The sequence below is a fragment of the Pseudomonas sp. EA_65y_Pfl2_P74 genome (assembly GCF_963970575.1).
GTDB classification, from domain to species: Bacteria; Pseudomonadota; Gammaproteobacteria; order Pseudomonadales; family Pseudomonadaceae; genus Aquipseudomonas; species Aquipseudomonas baetica_A.
In genome coordinates, this window is record NZ_CAXAOQ010000010.1 from 136,738 (window position 1) to 153,622 (window position 16,885).

Annotated in this window: 13 protein-coding genes; all 13 read right to left on the reverse strand. The window is 54.6% G+C overall.

Going from position 1 to position 16,885, the window contains the following annotated elements; genetic code table 11:
- Positions 1–7: 7 nt before the first annotated feature.
- Complete coding sequence (locus AACY18_RS10480; protein ID WP_339464819.1) at positions 8–802, reverse strand: SDR family NAD(P)-dependent oxidoreductase; 795 nt, start codon at positions 800–802, stop codon at positions 8–10.
- Positions 803–1,013: 211 nt separating this feature from the next.
- The gene (locus tag AACY18_RS10485; RefSeq protein ID WP_339431161.1) at positions 1,014–1,349 is read right to left on the reverse strand and encodes a ComEA family DNA-binding protein; all 336 of its coding nucleotides are present in this window, start codon (positions 1,347–1,349) and stop codon (positions 1,014–1,016) included.
- Between the two features lie 111 nt (positions 1,350–1,460).
- Positions 1,461–3,455 carry a polysaccharide biosynthesis protein gene (locus AACY18_RS10490; protein ID WP_339431271.1) on the reverse strand — a complete coding sequence of 665 codons (1,995 nt, stop codon included), beginning with the start codon at positions 3,453–3,455 and terminating at the stop codon, positions 1,461–1,463.
- A gap of 285 nt (positions 3,456–3,740) precedes the next feature.
- Positions 3,741–7,601 carry a glycosyltransferase gene (locus tag AACY18_RS10495; RefSeq protein ID WP_339431160.1) on the reverse strand — a complete coding sequence of 1,287 codons (3,861 nt, stop codon included), beginning with the start codon at positions 7,599–7,601 and terminating at the stop codon, positions 3,741–3,743.
- A gap of 3 nt (positions 7,602–7,604) precedes the next feature.
- Positions 7,605–8,864: an ABC transporter ATP-binding protein gene (locus AACY18_RS10500; RefSeq protein WP_339431159.1), complete on the reverse strand. Its 1,260-nt coding sequence runs from the start codon at positions 8,862–8,864 to the stop codon at positions 7,605–7,607.
- Positions 8,864–9,634, reverse strand: a complete 771-nt coding sequence (locus AACY18_RS10505; RefSeq protein ID WP_339431158.1) for an ABC transporter permease — start codon at positions 9,632–9,634, stop codon at positions 8,864–8,866. Before AACY18_RS10505 ends, AACY18_RS10500 begins: the two co-directional genes overlap by 1 nt.
- A gap of 89 nt (positions 9,635–9,723) precedes the next feature.
- The gene (locus tag AACY18_RS10510; protein WP_339431157.1) at positions 9,724–10,821 is read right to left on the reverse strand and encodes an acyltransferase family protein; all 1,098 of its coding nucleotides are present in this window, start codon (positions 10,819–10,821) and stop codon (positions 9,724–9,726) included.
- Positions 10,822–11,009: 188 nt separating this feature from the next.
- Positions 11,010–12,035, reverse strand: a complete 1,026-nt coding sequence (locus AACY18_RS10515) for an MraY family glycosyltransferase (protein WP_339431156.1) — start codon at positions 12,033–12,035, stop codon at positions 11,010–11,012.
- Positions 12,032–12,991 carry a UDP-glucose 4-epimerase family protein gene (locus tag AACY18_RS10520; RefSeq protein ID WP_339431155.1) on the reverse strand — a complete coding sequence of 320 codons (960 nt, stop codon included), beginning with the start codon at positions 12,989–12,991 and terminating at the stop codon, positions 12,032–12,034. Before AACY18_RS10520 ends, AACY18_RS10515 begins: the two co-directional genes overlap by 4 nt.
- A complete protein-coding gene (locus AACY18_RS10525; RefSeq protein ID WP_339431154.1) occupies positions 12,988–13,911 on the reverse strand; it encodes a glycosyltransferase in 924 nt (307 codons plus the stop codon). Before AACY18_RS10525 ends, AACY18_RS10520 begins: the two co-directional genes overlap by 4 nt.
- A 48-nt stretch (positions 13,912–13,959) precedes the next feature.
- Positions 13,960–14,850, reverse strand: coding sequence for a glucose-1-phosphate thymidylyltransferase RfbA (gene rfbA / locus AACY18_RS10530; protein ID WP_339431153.1), 891 nt, complete (start codon positions 14,848–14,850; stop codon positions 13,960–13,962).
- Positions 14,847–15,740: a dTDP-4-dehydrorhamnose reductase gene (rfbD, locus tag AACY18_RS10535; protein WP_339431152.1), complete on the reverse strand. Its 894-nt coding sequence runs from the start codon at positions 15,738–15,740 to the stop codon at positions 14,847–14,849. The genes rfbA and rfbD overlap by 4 nt, the downstream gene beginning before the upstream one ends.
- Complete coding sequence (gene rfbB / locus AACY18_RS10540) at positions 15,737–16,813, reverse strand: dTDP-glucose 4,6-dehydratase (protein ID WP_339431151.1); 1,077 nt, start codon at positions 16,811–16,813, stop codon at positions 15,737–15,739. The genes rfbD and rfbB overlap by 4 nt, the downstream gene beginning before the upstream one ends.
- Positions 16,814–16,885 lie beyond the last annotated feature (72 nt).

The following is a 16,885-nucleotide window of genomic DNA, read 5'->3' on the forward strand; positions in this document are numbered from 1 at the left end:
GAAAAGCTTACTTGTAACGACTCGCTGCCGAACTGCGCGACAGGTTCGGTGCCATCACATGACGCGCGGCCACAAACGCCTGCCATTCGCCCGCATCCGGCAACGAAGGGATGGTGATGAGTTCGCCCTGATCCAGACCTGCCAGCGCGGCATCGACCATTTCGCCGGCCTCCATCACCATTTCTGCCGGGATGCCGCTGGCGTCAATACCCGAGCGTTCCCAGATTTCCGTGCGGGTAACGCCGGGCAGTACCGCTTGCACCTTGACCCCGGTACCGTCGAGTTCGGCATTCAGCGATTGGGTCAGGCTCAACACGTAAGCCTTGCTGGCGCTGTAAGTGGCGTTGAAACGTTCCGGGAACAACGCCACCACCGAGGCGATGTTGATGATCGTGCCGCGACCTGCCTTGGCAAAACTTGCGGCAGCGGCGGAGGCCAGTCGGGTGACCGTGGTGATATTGAGCTGGATCAAACGCTCCAGCTTATCCAGATCGGCATTGGCCAAAAGACCGTCGGCAGCAACACCAGCGTTGTTGACCAAAAGGGTGATGCTTGAATCACTGCGCAGGCGCTGCTCAAGTTTGAGCACATCATCCTTTTGCGTCAGATCCGCCTTCATCACCTCCACCTGAACGCCATGCGCCTCGCGCAATTCGCTCGCGGCACTCTCCAGCCGCTCCAGATCACGGGCGACCAACAACAAATCGAACCCGCGCGCTGCCAACCGCTCAGCGTAAATCGCACCGATACCGGACGAAGCGCCAGTGACCAGAGCCGTACCTTGGGTTGCTACAGAATTCATGACAGTACTCCTGAGATGCTTGAGGGATCGCCATCCGGATCTTGATGATGCAGATCGCACGGAAATTATTATAGGCATAATCCAATACTAATATGATAGCCGTAATTTTTTGCTATCCGACGAGCGTCCCCTTCGCCTTCCCTGCCAAACCCGCGAACAGAAAAACAAAAAGGCCGGTCAATGACCGGCCCCTTGGCGTTGAACAATCAGCTTAGTTCACTTCCAGCTTCTCGCGATTGCGATCCAGAATCGCCTTGCCGATCCCCTTCACTTCCAACAACTCATCCACTGACGCGAACGGCCCATTTGTTTCGCGATATGTAACAATCGCCTTGGCCTTGGCCTCGCCGACTCCCGCAAGTTCTTTTTGCAGCGTCGCCGAGTCGGCTTCATTGAGATCGATTTTTGCGCTCTGGGAAGATGCCGCCGCGTCCATCACGATCGGCGTCTTAGGCATTTCCGGCCTTTCAGCCGGCGCGGCAACCGCCAAAATAGAGGCGCTGGTAAGCAGGGCAAAAATCAGCGAGTAGAAGTAACCGGTACGCATAAAGTGACGCTCCATCATCATTTGAGAAAGCAGCTTTTCCGAAGCTGCTCCTCAAAAGTAGGTCACGAGGAACACATGTCAAAGATGCGTACGTTACAGAATGTGAAACAATCAGGGTTCGAGACGGCGTTGCTGGTAGATCCAGTCAACGATCTCGCCGTCGGGGGTGTAGCCGCTGACGGTTTCTCGGAGGAGTTGGCGGACTCGGGAGTAGTCATCAGTTTCGACGGCCGCGAGCAACTCAACCAGCCGTGACTTCAAGACGTCCCAAGCCAGGTGATCCTCATTGGCCGTCATGATCATCGGATGCGGAGTCGCAGCAACATTGTCGCCTATCAGCAACTCTTCGTAGAGCTTTTCGCCAGGACGCAAGCCGGTGAACTCGATGGAAATGTCACCTTGCGGATTACGCTCCGAACGAATACTCAACCCCGAGAGATGAATCATTTTCTCTGCCAGTTCTACGATCTTCACCGGCTCGCCCATGTCGAGGACGAACACATCACCGCCCTGCCCCATAGAACCTGCCTGAATGACCAACTGTGCCGCTTCGGGAATGGTCATGAAGTAGCGGGTTATCTTGGGATGAGTGACCGTTAGCGGCCCGCCGGACTTGATCTGGCTGTGAAACAACGGAATCACCGAACCGGACGAACCTAAAACGTTACCGAAACGAACCATGGTGAAACGGGTTTTATTGACTCGGGAAACATTTGCCTTGTCACCGAACAGAACTGGGGCAAGTTCGCGACTCAGAGCTTGCAACGTCAATTCCGCAAGACGCTTGGTACTGCCCATGATGTTTGTTGGACGAACGGCTTTATCAGTAGAAATCAGCACAAAATTTGAAACACCAGACTGCAGGGCAGCCTGAGCAGTGTTGAGTGTACCAATTACATTATTCAGCACGCCCTCGGCAATGTTGTGCTCTACCATCGGCACGTGTTTGTAAGCTGCCGCATGATAAACAGTCTCGACTTTCCATGTTTTCATCACATCAAGGAGTTTATCCTGATGGCGGATTGATCCGAGAATCGGCAACAGCCGCACTGATACCGACTCCCTATTACCGCGCTGCTCAAGCTCCGAAAGAATGCTGTAGAGATTGAACTCGCTATGTTCGAACAGAATCAGCGTGGTCGGACCCAGGGCAAAAATCTGCCGGCACAACTCCGAGCCGATGGACCCGCCAGCGCCAGTCACCATCACTACCCGGCCCTTGATACACCGGGCCAGCAGGTCAGGTTGAGCCGGAACCGAGTCACGCCCCAGCAAGTCGGCAATATCGACCTCCTGGATGTCTTCCACCCGGACCCGTCCGCTGGCTAGATCGGTAAAGTTCGGAACACTGCGAACATGCAGCGGAAACCCTTCAAGCAAATTGAGAATTTCCCGGCGCCGGGCACGGGTCGACGATGGCAATGCGAGAAGGATTTCCTGCGCGCCTGTCACATCGATCATTTGCTGAATATGTTTAGGCTTATAAACCTGAAGGCCGGATATCGAGCGATCCGAAATCCCCGGGTCGTCATCGATGAAGGCAACCGGACGCATCACGCGTCCCATGCGCAGCGCCGCCACCAGTTGATTGCCAGCCACGCCGGCGCCATAGATCGCTACTTTGGTCAAACCGTCGTCGCGACTGGTGAAGGGAACATGTTGCGCTGCAGTGAACCAGTCGCCCATGAAGTACTGACGCATGCAAAGGCGCAAACCGCCAATAATGACGAGACTCAACCACCAGTAATTGAAAATGATCGAACGCGGTACGACGGCTTCGTGATTGCTGTACCAATAGACAACCAGCGCCAATACCAGAGACGAAAGACTGACAGCCTTGATGATCGCAACTAGGGCGTCATTGCCGAAATAGCGCATGACCGCACGATACATGCCAAAACGCACGAACAGGGGGATGGCGACGCAAGGTGCGCAGACAAACAGCCACAGATGAACTTTGAAGGGGTTGACCATTTCGTCCACACCCAGTCGCACCACAAAAGCCATCCACAAGGCAGCCCAAACAAGGACGATGTCCGTGATAACTTGCAGCATTCTTTTTTGCCGGCGCGGCAGCCCCAGCAAAAACAGCCTCATCCTGCCCATATTGATATCTAGCACCTACGAGAACTCCCTTCAGCGGGCAACAAGATCCGGACGAATTTTACCTTCGTCCCCCACACTTTAAACCTAACCGGTATAGCTTGGGCGTGGTTACGACAATGAATACGATGTTCCGACGAACCGGCCCGGCTTCTAACCCCGGTAAATCCCAAAAAAACCGCTAATCGAGGCTACCGCTTAAAACCCGTTCGTCCATGAAGCCCCCCGAAAAAAAGAGCCATATTGAAATGGCTCTCTTTCCGTCGATGATCAATTTGCGATCAGCTTTCAGTTCAACGGGCTGTAACTTTCGCAGGATTTTGCCGCCCTGTCCTTGGCCATGTTGTAAGCCTCGTGCAACAACTTGTGCCGCCCCAGACGGACATTTGGATCAGCCGGAGTACGGAACAGAGACGTGGTCTTGGCCACATACGTAAACGTATTGCCATAACCGTATCTGAGCCACAGGTTCCAGTCTTCCAGATTGCTCATATCCGTCTCAAAACCGCCCCGTTGCAAGTACAGAGCACGTTGAAAGAGCAGTGACTGGATCGGGATGAAATTGTGATCCAGCAGAATATCGTAGTCATACTCGTGCTTGTAGTACGACGGCGTTTCATGGGTGACCTCTGTGTAACGGCCATCCTCTTTAGTGTTTGTCCCGACTTCCATGGCCAGCGAATAAGCCGCTACCGATTCACGGTTTTTCGCCAATGCCGCGACCAGCACTTCGACGTGATCGGAGAACAACAGATCATCGTCGTCCAAGAACATGCAATAGGTGCCCTTGGCCATTTCAAGACCATAGTTGCCCGTCACCGAGCGCCCCACCTTGTCCATTCCGTAAAAGCGGATCTGGCGACCTTCCGGGGACTGGAACTCAGCTACCAGATCTTTCATGGTTTCGCCGCCATCCTCCACGACCACCAGTTCCACATTCGGATAAGTCTGATTCAGGACAGACATGATCGCCTGGCGCAGGAATTCGTTCCGGTTGCGGTAGGTACGGGTGACAATCGTCACCAATGGCGCTTCAGCCAGCGGCTCGCCTACGCTCCAGAACGCACCGTCACGGATCATCTCGTAATCAAAACCACGGAAAGGATAAGCCGCCTCTATGCTGGAGCCCTTGCCCGACAGAAAGTGAGGTGCCTTGCGCAGTATCTTGCCCATGTTGCCGATCAGGTCTCGGCGAGCACCCGCATACACTTCGGGCCGGAACAACAGGGCCGTTTGCAGTATGAGTGCACCTAATTTGTCGCTAAAGCTCCCGTAACGCAGGCGGAGGTAGGCATTCGCCAGCGTGCTGCCGGTAAACTGGATCGGCTTGACATGGTTTTCGTGTTCATAGGTGTAGTGATACACCACCGCAGACGGGCAGTATTTCAACTGATAACCATAGGAACGGAACCGGTAGGACAACTCGACGTCTTCGCCGTACATGAAGATTTCATGTTCATAACCACCTACTTTGGCGTAAGCGGAACGTCGAACCAGAATGCATGCATGGGAAGACCAGTTGGTTTCCTGGGTTACCGGATCATAATATTTCGGATGTTCATACGGCGCCTGGCGCAATTCCCATGAGGCAAAAGCACCCGAAGTATCCGCATGAGCCGCTGCCACCACTCGGGAGATCGAGTCACGTGCGAAGACAATGTCGATGTTGCTGATCAACACGAATTCCGAATGCCCGGTCTTTATCGCCCTGTCATGGCCCAGACCAAAACCGACGTTCTCGCCCTGGATGATCTCAAAACCTGCCAGTTCGGCGTCCATCTGAGTTTTCCAGCGCTGCAGATCCTCAACAGTGCTATCCCTGGAGCCATTGTCGACAAAGCACAGGTTAAGTTTGTGCAGCGGATAATCTTGCGCTTTCAAAGAAGCAAAGAACCCATCGGCCCACTTACTGCTGTTGTAGGTCACAATCGAAACATCGACGACTGGCTGCACGTCGAACACCGGTGCACTCGGCGCGTAACCAAAACGCCGATCGGCGATGCTCTGTAGAGCCTTGAGGTTGTTCCGGGAATTGATGGCGCGCATCACTTGGGCTCGCGCCGCAGTCACCAAATGCCGCAGGCGCATGCGCATACCGATCAGAAATGGCAGCTTCTGATAAATCGGCCGCAGCACGGCACGCGGGTTCGTGAAGAGGCTACGAAGCTTCCAGTAGCCACGAAACAGCACCCGCATTCCCCAGCGCACAGGTCGGGTCATGCGCCAGGATTTCGAGGCATAGACGTTTTGCAGATCTTGCTTGAGTGCGGCTATCTCGAGATTCAGTTGCTCCTGCTCCACTAGCAGGCGGTTTTGAATCTGCACCAACTCATCATTATCTTGCAGATACCTGTCGTCCAACACTGCTGTGAATTTGTCGTTCACATCCGAAAGTTGATCCTTGGTCAAAAGCAGCTCTTCCCTAACAGTTGACAACTCGTTTCTCGAGGCCAAAAAGATGTCATTGATTGATGTCAACTCATCCTGGGCCTCCTGAACTTTTCCTTCCAGCCAAGCGATATAGGACTGCTGGCGGTAACTTTCCAGATCCGGATCAAAGCCGTTTCTCAGGGGATCAACGGGCGTCGTGCGTGCCAATCGGGCAAGGTGCGCCGAAGGCTCGCTGAACTGCGCCTCGCTCAAGAAGTAGCGCGACTGTGCAAAATCCAGAACCTGCGCGCGCAACTCCGCCGAGCATGGCGTTACCGCACCATGCGCTTGCCACAACGCGTCAAGATCGTGCGGTTGCTCGACATCAATGGTCAGCCCTGTACCCCAGAAAGGCGCCTTGCCCAGTGCATAGACGGTCTTACCTGCCAGCGCCGCTTCGAAACCGGCCGAGGAATTGAGGGTGAACACCACATCGGCGCCAGCGATCAGATCGGCAATGCTGTCTTCCTTGCCTGCCACCTGAACGTGCTCGGGAAGATCCGGCACTTCATCCAGAGGATGAGGTTTGACGATGACTGTGAAGGACCCGCCTTCGACGGCAGCGAGCACATGCTTGACATACTCGGACATGCTGGCGAAAGGCGATCCCATGATGATGTTGGAGTCATCCTGTACCTGGAGCAGGATCAGCACAGTCGGGGTTCGGTTGACACCTTTGAAGTGGTAACTCTCTTCCATTTGCGCAAGTCTTGCCTTCGCGACCTCTGTCGGCAGACCGGCTGACTGTTGCTGATACTCGGCAAACTCGGCGCTGAAGCCGCTGCGCACATTCACGCCACGGACGTCCGAGTAATAAGCCATGGGATTAGGCGCGCGCAACATGCCCAACTCATTGAAGATCAGCGGAATATCCTTCGACGCACAGGCCGTCTCGAGACTGCCATCATGGTTCCAGCAGAACACCAGATCAGGGTCAACATTATCGATCAGGGACGCAACAAACCGGTCATGAAACGCCAGGGGCTCTCCGTTGAGCAAGCGCTTCCAGTCGTTCAACCAGCCTGGATTGCCAGGTTGCGGATATTCACATTCGTAAGTAGCCGGGCTGATCCAAGTATGCCTGAAGTCGGGATACTCGCTTTTCAGTTCGTCGGAGCCGACAAAAAAACACTCCCAGCCTTCGTCAGCGAACTTGTTGGCCAACGGCAGATACACATCAACAATGCTGCTGAACAGCGTAGGACGCTCGCGCAAAACCAACGGCAAGGTGTAAAAAACCACGTGTTTGTATTTGCGTGAAGCCACTTTGACAGCCGGATCCCCCGCCGCAATGCTTTGCGCCGGCACGCTGAATTTCACCACCGAGTTCGCGGCAATGATTGAGCCCCGACCGACGTCAGAGCCGGCCAACACCGATGCGTTGGCGCCGATCCAGACGTCGTCACCAATGCTCACGTTTGCCAAGCGTAATCCCTGATCCTTGATGGGCACATGCAAGTCATAACGATGAGTCGATGAGGTGATGGAGACATTGGGAGCGATCAACACATCTTTGCCGATGGTGACCTTGCCACTACCGTTGATCCACGTTCCGTAATTGACGACCGTACCCGAGGCGATGCTCAGGTAGCCGCCGGCACCGCACTCGATGACGACGTTGTCGCGCAACTGGACACCGTCCTCGATGACGCATTCAGCCGTGTCGTCAACGTGAAATCTGACTGTGTCTGCAACAACCGCATTACCGATCTTAAGCATGATTCAAGCAACCTTTACAACGTTGACTGTAGACGGGCAATAAGCGACTCCCACGATCTGACGCCCGCCCGATACGCTGATTTTTCGCATTGGCCAACGTTGATCCAGTTCAACGCGCTCGCCGTCCAGACTGGCCATTCCGATAAACAGGAAATATTCGCCTGGAGCGACATTGAGCGGGAAGGAAAAGCTGATTTTGTAGGCGCCAGCATCAAGATCGAACTTGCACCCGGCCAGTAACGTGTTATCCCCTGCCACGTCGACACCTTTGGCGTCGCGTAACGAGTACCCCATGACCACTTCCTTGAGCGCCGAGGCGGACTGGACGTAGCAATGCATATTGACGTCTTCGGTCGGTTCGAAGTGATTGGTCTGCGTGCCGTCGGCACTGTAAAAATCCACGGCATTGATCTTCGCTGCGCCGGAACCGAATCGAACTTCCGAGATGTCACCGAGTTCCGTCTCATAAGACATGTCGACGTGCAGTTCCTCTACTGCTGGCGCCGCCGCGGCACTGCTGTTACGGACCTTTTTTTCGTAATTTTTGGTCGCGGTCAGAACATCGGTGCTGTAGTCGATGATCTGGCCGTTCTGCATCACGATGACCGCTTGGCAAAAGCGAATAACCGATTGGGTATCGTGAGAGACGAACAGGATCGTGGTGCCGCGCTCCTGCATGTGTTTCATCTTGAGCATGCACTTGAGCTGAAACCCGGCATCGCCCACGCTCAACGCTTCGTCCACGATCAGAACGTCAGGCTCGACGTTGATTGCCACGGAAAACGCCAGACGCGCAAACATCCCGCTGCTGTACATCCGAACCGGCTGATTGACAAAATCGCCGATGTCTGCGAACTCGAGGATGGCCGCAATACGGGTTTGCATTTCGGCATGGGAGTACCCCATCAGGGAACCCTGGAAATAGATATTTTCCACACCGGTGTAATCCGGGTTGAAGCCGGCACCCAACTCCAACAATGAGGCGACCCGACCCACGACGGTGACCTCGCCACTGGATGGCGTCAGTACCCCGGTGAGGATTTTCAGCAGGGTGCTTTTGCCGGCACCGTTCTTGCCCAGAATCCCCACTGTCTGGCCTTTCTCAACAGAGAAGGAAACATCCGTCAGCGCGTGAAAATCATGGTGCCGGTGCTTGCCGAATAGCGAAAGAGCTTCGACCAGCCTGTCAACCGGCTTGTTGTAAAGCCGATACACCTTGCTGACATTACGGACGCTGATTGCGCTCTCATTCACTGCATTCATTACAAAACATCCGCAAAGTGGGGTCTCAGTTTTTTGAATGTGCGCCAGCCCACCAGCGCGAGGACTATCAATACTCCCCAAAAGATCAGGGTTTGCGTGGGGCGTTCCCAGAACCAGATTCCGCGAATCAGCGAATCCCTGAATCCCTCGACAATGTAGGTAAACGGGTTCAGACGCAGGTAGGAAGCCGCACGGCCGTGGATTGCATCAATGTCCCAGAACACCGGGGTCAGCCAGAAACCGAACTGTGTGGCCATGCTCACCAATTGACTCAGATCGGGAAAGAAGATCACCACCGAACTGGTAATCCAGGCAATCGCGAGCAACAACATGAACAGGCATGCGATGTAATAACCAACCTGCAACCAGTAAAGGTTCGGTTCGTAGCCATAGATGACGAACAACAGCAGGAGAATGAACACAAAGAACACGTGAACGAGTACAGCCGAGGTGAGCTTGACCAGTGGCAACAAGGAAACCTTGAAGACGATCTTCTTCACCAAAAAGCTGTTTTCCTTGACCGCCGTGCAGCCTGAGTTAAGTGCCTCAACCGTGAAGAACCACGGCACCAGCCCACAAACCAGCCACAGAACGAAGGGAAAGTCCCCGTGAGGCGCCGCTTTGAAGCCGAACTGAAATACGAACCATAAAATCAATGTGGTTGCGCAAGGCTGGATAAAGACCCACAGAAAACCAAGATAGTTGGTCAAATAACGGGCTCGAAGATCATTTGAAACCAGACTCAACAGAATCCTGCGATCCGCCAGCATTCCCCTGAGCCAACTCATCGCATATCTCCAAAAATCACAACCACATTCACCACCGCTTTAAAACCACCGCACGACATCATGAATTCCATTTAACGATCCGGGCTCATCGACTTGAGACGTTCACTAGCTTCAGACACAAACACTGGTTTGGCTTCTTCGATGCTAGCCTGAGCCTTGGACTTATCCTTGGGTTTGTACTTCAGCACACGTTTTTCGACCAGATGCCAGGACGCATATCCGAGCACCAGCGTGATAGCAATCGTGACGAACAGGTATACCGGGTACGAGATTTCCGGAAACTTGAGCAGAACAAACTGCTGCACCGGAAAGGCATAGATGTAAACACCGTAGGAACAGTCACCGACACGATTGATCCAACGCCCCAAGCGACTACTGGACAGACCGTAGGCAAGAACGACATAAGGCAAGGTGAACCACAACACTACTTTGGAAATCGGTGCGTATGGAACCACCAGGATAGTTGCGACAATCAATACGCAAACACCCGACAGACTGAACCAGCGTTCGAGCCGCCATTTCGCGAAGCAGGCGCCAATCATGAAGTAGATGCCTGTAAGGAAAATTTGTCGCACATCAGTGCCATAAACAACCGTCACAGGAGCATCGCGCCAACACCAGAAAATCACCGTCAGAGCGAAAAATGCCGCCGCGGCGGCATAGACCCAGCGCCCACTCCGAAAGAGCAGCCCCAGCCCAATGACCACAAGGTACATAAAGAATTCGACGGGCAGGCTCCACAACGAACCGTTGACAGCGTTGGCCACCCTGGCATGCTCAAGCACACCGGGCAGATAGAACACCGGGCTCAAGATGATATTTTTCAGATAAGGCCAGAATTGCGGATGCGCAAAGTAATCGCTTACCGTCAAAGTCGTAAACATCGGCCCAAGAATAAACATACAGATCAGAACAACCACGATCAGCGCTGGAAAAATCCTCAAGGACCGCTTGATCAGAAAGTTGGCAGCTGAGGGAGTGAAATCCCAGCTCTTGACGATCAGATAACCGCTGATGATGAAGAAGATATCGATACCTAGCCCTCCATAGGAGGTCAATCCCAGGAAGCCGGCTGGTGGATTGCCATAAAAAGCAAACGAGTGAGCGTAAAGAACCATCAGCGCAGCAATCAGCCGAAGCAGGTTTAAATTGTTATCCCTATGCTGCATGTAATAGCGCTCCAACGCTGATTGAACTGATCACAATAAAATTGACCGGGTTGCTACGAAAGACACCGGATGCGGATTCAGACATCGACATTCACGATGCCCGACAACTTCGCTCCCGACGCGTAACGCGCGCGCGGGGTCGCGAATCATAGCATTATCCGATACCGCCTCCCACGCTTGGCCAAGCCTCAAGGGATTGGCGGCGCTTCCCGGGTACCGGCCTTGAACCTCGCGGCCAGCCAGAGCAACGGAACATAAGCGACGATCAGTCCGACGACTCCCGGTACAACGCCCAAGGCAACCACGGCGGCCCAAGGCAATAACCAGAAAAGATTCAAACCGACCACCGCGAGCGTGACAGCCTTGTGGCTTTTGAATTGTCGCGATGCGTACTGATAAGCGTGACTGCGATGGGCCTGATAGACCTTTTCACCGTTGAGCAGTCGCCGGCACAGTGTCCACGTTGCATCAACCACAAACGCGCCAAGGAGAATGACCCAACTCCACAACAGCTTTGGTGAATGGGTCGCCGCGTCCAGCGACAGAATGCCCAACGCAATACCCAGAAAACCGCTGCCGGCGTCACCCATGAAGATTCGTGCCGGGGGATAGTTCCAGCAAAGGAAACCGCCAACCGCAGCACTCAGCGCCAACACGCCCCAGACAGGCTCAATCTGACGCACCAACAAGTAAATCAGCGTGATGCCCAGGCAGGCACAGAGAGCTTCAGCGCTCGCCAACCCGTCAATGCCGTCCATAAAATTATAAAGATTGAGCATCCATACCAGATACACCGCCGCAAGCGCATGACCCAGCCAGCCAAGATCAAGGGTGCCATTGAACAGGGCAATCGGGGCCAGCCCATCCAACCAGAACAACGCCCAAATGGCCGCAGCGAAATGCCCCAGCAGACGCCATCTCGCGGCGATGTGCCCGTGATCATCGGCAAATCCGATCAGCGCCACCAACATTCCGCTGCCAGACAGCGCGAACAGTGCAGAGCGATCCATCAGCCCAAGCCAACCCAAAACAGGCAGGGCCAACAAAAAACCGATAACGATCGCCACACCGCCACCGCGAGGCGTTGGCACCGAGTGCGAACTGCGCTCATTGGGAATATCCATCAAGCTTTTGGAGAGCGCGTAGTGACGCCCCCCCCAAGTCAAAGCCCAGGACAACAGAAAAACGGTAAGAAGCAACCCACCAGCAATCATGATTTTTGCGTATCCAGAAAATGGCCTGCGGTACGACGCATGGCGGTGTCTACATCAATCGGAGGAACCCAACCCAGCACTTCGCGGTTTTTGCTGATATCGACCTGCAACGACTCACAGACTCGCTGAGCCACCGCGCGCTTACCGGCAACAGCCGCACAGATCAGCAGCAGTTTCGAAGGAACGGGCAGCAACCGCGCTTTTTTCCCCAGCGCCGAGGCCAAACGACGCAGCAAGCGAGGTGTCGACAGATCATCGCCGTCGCTGACCAGAAAGGTTTGCCCTGCCGCTGCCGGATGTTCCAGACAGGTTTCGATCAAATCGACGAGGTTGCCGATTGCGACCATGCTGCGCTGGTTGCGAATGGCGCCCAACGGCAACACCACACCTTTTTCCAGCCATTTGAGCAGGCTAAGAAAGTTGGCCTTTACGCCCGGCCCATAAACCAGCGGCGGGCGAATAATCACGATTTCCATGCCTGTTTCACTGCCAAGCAAGCGCAGCGCCTGCTCCGCTTCGTGCTTGGAGATCCCGTAAGGATCTTGTGGTGCCGGTACGTCATGCGCCGTAAAAGGACGCCCGAAAGGCGTGCTTTCGCCATTGACCTTAATTGAGCTGATGAAAACGAAGCGCTTGACCCCGACCTGTGCAGCCGAGCGAGCCAACTGCAATGTGCCGTCGACATTCACACGACGAAATTCGGCCAGAGCGTCCTGCGCCGTCTCGCGCATGACATGCACCCGGGCCGCCGCGTGCACGACAATCTGCACGCCAGCCAACTGCAAGGCCGAGTTTGTTCCCAATTCAAAACGGGCAACAGGACACAATCCCAGAAGTCGAGTGGCGCTCCGTACAGCAGCTACAGGTGCAAACTTTCGCCCAAGCAGCAAACGCAAGACCAGCGCCTCACCGACAAAACCGCTCGCCCCGGTGATCCATACTTTTGGCACATTCATTGGGCAGACTTCCCGACAAAGGCAGTCGCCCAGCAGATCAGGAAAAACAAGACACGATCTCTGACTCGGCGCCGACAGCGCCAAGCGGAAAACGAAAGTTTGATCAATTGCCAGCGACGCAACGCAAGCCAGGACCCGACGAAGGGATCACCAGCCTGCCCCGTCAGACGCGCGATTAACGCCACCTGGTTAAACCACCAGCCATCGTGAATGGTTTTATAGCGGGCAATCATCGGGCTGAGGCCTGTGTTCGCCCCGACCTGATTACTTTCGTGCTGCCGATAATCCATCGAAGGGCGCGGATCGATATACCAACGAAAACCATGGCTGCGAGCGAAGGCATAACAGTACCAATCGTGCAGGCTGACATTTTGCAGGTTTCCCCATTGAGCCAACATCGACTGTTTCATCGCTTGCACCAAAGCCCTACTCAGCACGTAGGTACAGCCGGGGCCAGCAGCCTCAAACAGGAAATCCCAGCTTGTCTGCGGTTGCGCCTTGTTCAGCAGTTGAGTCCTGCCGCACTCCCAGAACGCAGTCACGTTACTGGAACACGCATCGACTCCCCGCTCGCGAATAGAAGTGATCGCGCGCTGCAGTTTGTCCTGATGCCAGACATCGTCCTGATCGGCAAAGGAGACGTAATCATAGGCCTGCAAATCGACATCGCGGATCAGGCGAAAAAAGTTGCGCGATGCTCCGCCGAAGCGAGTACCCGAGGGCAAAAGGAAGACATTCGAATGCCTGGCTGCAAAATCCGTGCACCAAGCTTCCGTACCATCGGTGGAGGCATCAACACTGATATGAACGGTGACCTGCACCATCGATTGTCCGAGGATCGAAGCCAATTGCTCTTCGATCCACTGCATTCCGTTGTAGGCAGCCAGCAAAACCGCAACCTGAGGAGTTGTTACTGGCATTCCATTCCTGCTTGCACGGTTCTGACAAAGTGAGCGAGACAACGGGTTTCAGCGAGTGCTGGAATCAAGGAGTTTCTGCAAATACTGTCCATAGCCGGTTTTCTTAAGGCTTTCGGCCTGTTTTGCCAACTGCTTGGCGTCAATCCAGCCGTTATTGAAGGCGATTTCTTCCAGGCATGCGACTTTCAAGCCTTGACGCTGCTCAATGGTGTGCACGAAGTGACTGGCTTCCAGCAGGGAATCGTGGGTGCCGGTATCGAGCCAGGCGAATCCACGCCCAAGCATTTCAACATTCAACGACTTCTGCGCCAGGTAAGCCTGATTGACATCAGTGATTTCCAGTTCGCCGCGTGGTGAAGGCTTGATGCTCTTGGCAATATCGACCACTTGGTTGTCATAGAAATACAACCCGGTCACCGCATAGTTGGACTTCGGCTTCAGCGGCTTCTCTTCAATGCTTAGCGCCCGGCCCGTGGCATCGAACTCAACCACGCCGAAACGTTCGGGATCGGAAACGTGGTAGCCAAATACCGTGGCACCTTGCTCCTGTACAGTCGCTGCGCGCAGATTGTCGGAGAAGTGCTGACCGTAGAAGATGTTGTCACCCAAGATCAGACAGCACGGATCCTTACCAATGAACTCTTCGCCGATGATAAAGGCTTGCGCCAGACCATCTGGGCTCGGCTGCTCGGCGTAACTGAGCTTGATGCCATAAACGCTGCCGTCGCCCAGCAACTTGCGGAAACAAGGCAAATCTTCCGGGGTGGAAATAATCAGAATTTCGCGCATCCCAGCCAGCATCAAAACCGACAGCGGATAAAAGATCATCGGCTTGTCGTAGATCGGCAACATCTGCTTCGAGACGCCAAGGGTCAACGGGTGCAGGCGCGTGCCCGAGCCACCGGCGAGAATGATGCCTTTACGATTTGTCGTGGTCATTTATTCAGAACTTCCCTAAGCATTCGGGTTACACCACTTTGCCAATCCGGCAAGTGTAGAGAAAAATTGTCGCGCAGCTTCTGTGTTTTCAAACGTGAATTCAACGGGCGGCGCGCCGGAGTTGGATAGGCAGTGGTATCAATCGGATTGACTGCCGTGACAGCAAGCTGTTCACCATGGGCTTTGGCAAAACTGATCACCAGGCTCGCGTATCCGTGCCATGACACTTCGCCGGCAGCCGCCAGATGGTAGATGCCCGAAAGTGCCGGGCGATGCACGACCTGCTGGATCGCCAGAGCAGTAACATCAGCAATGAGATCCGCACCCGTCGGGGCACCTACCTGATCGGCAATGACGCCCAGTGATTCACGATCCTTGGCCAGGCGTAACATGGTTTTGGCAAAGTTGTTGCCACGAGCGCCATAGACCCAACTGGTACGAAAGATCAGATGCTTACAGCCCGAGGCTGCAATTGCCTGCTCACCTGCCAGCTTGCTGGCGCCGTAATGGTTCACCGGAGCGACAGCATCCGACTCTTGCCAAGGCGTCGAGCCTTCGCCGCTGAATACGTAATCGGTCGAATAGTGAATCAGCCAGGCATCCAGGGATGCGGCCTCCTGCGCCATGACTCGACTGGCCTCACTGTTTACACGGTCAGCCAGTTCGGTTTCGGACTCGGCTTTATCGACCGCCGTGTAGGCCGCAGCGTTGACGATAACGTCGGGCCTTACTTTGCGGATCGTGGCGCGCAGTGCATCGAGGTCAGACAGATCACCACTCAAACCATCGACTAGGTGCCGATCGAGGGCAACCAATTCCCCTAGCGGTGCAAGGGAGCGCTGCAGCTCCCAGCCGACCTGGCCGTTTTTTCCCAGCAGGAGAATCTTCATGCCTTATCCGAACGACCGGTGTAGTTTTGGTCGATCCACTGCTGGTAACTGCCGCTCTTCACATGAGCAACCCATTCAGAGTTGCTGAGGTACCACTCGACAGTCTTGCGAATACCCGTCTCGAAGGTTTCCTCTGGGGTCCAGCCCAACTCGCGCTGGATCTTGCTGGCATCGATCGCGTAGCGCTGATCATGGCCCGGGCGATCCTGTACATAGGTGATCAGGCTTGCATGCGGACGATGGGCGGAGTCAGGACGCAGCTCATCCAGAAGTGCGCAGAGGGTATTCACCACTTCGATGTTTTGTTTCTCGTTGTGCCCACCGATGTTGTAGGTCTCGCCGATAACACCCTCGGTCACGACTTTATACAGTGCGCGGGCGTGGTCTTCGACAAACAGCCAGTCGCGAACCTGATTGCCTTTGCCATAGACCGGCAGCGGCTTGCCTTCCAGAGCATTGAGGATGATCAGCGGGATCAACTTCTCGGGGAAGTGGCAAGGGCCGTAGTTGTTCGAGCAGTTGGTGACCAGCGTCGGCAGACCGTAGGTACGAGCCCAGGCACGAACCAGATGATCGGAACTGGCTTTACTGGCCGAGTAAGGCGAGCTTGGCTGATACGGTGTGGTTTCGGTAAACAGGTCTTCCGGACCTTCCAGATCGCCATACACTTCGTCAGTCGAAATGTGGTGAAACCGGAATTTGGCCTTACGGCTGTCATCAAGCGCCGCCCAGTAATGACGCGCCGCTTCGAGCAGAGTGTAAGTGCCTATGATATTGGTCTGAATGAACTCGGACGGACCAGAGATCGAACGATCAACATGGGACTCTGCGGCCAGATGCATGATTGCATCTGGTTGGTGCTCACGCAGAACACGGTCGACCTGATCACGATCACAGATATCAACTCGCTCAAACGCATAACGCGAATCCTGACTGACTTCAGCCAAGGACTCGAGGTTACCGGCGTAAGTCAGTTTGTCGACGTTAACGACAGAATCGGCGGTATTGGAGATAATATGGCGAATCACTGCCGAGCCAATGAACCCGGCGCCGCCGGTAACTAGAATTTTCACGCGAAACCATACCCTTGAGCTGCGGACAGTGACACCAACGATCACCGCCTAATCCATGAATGCAGAAGCCAT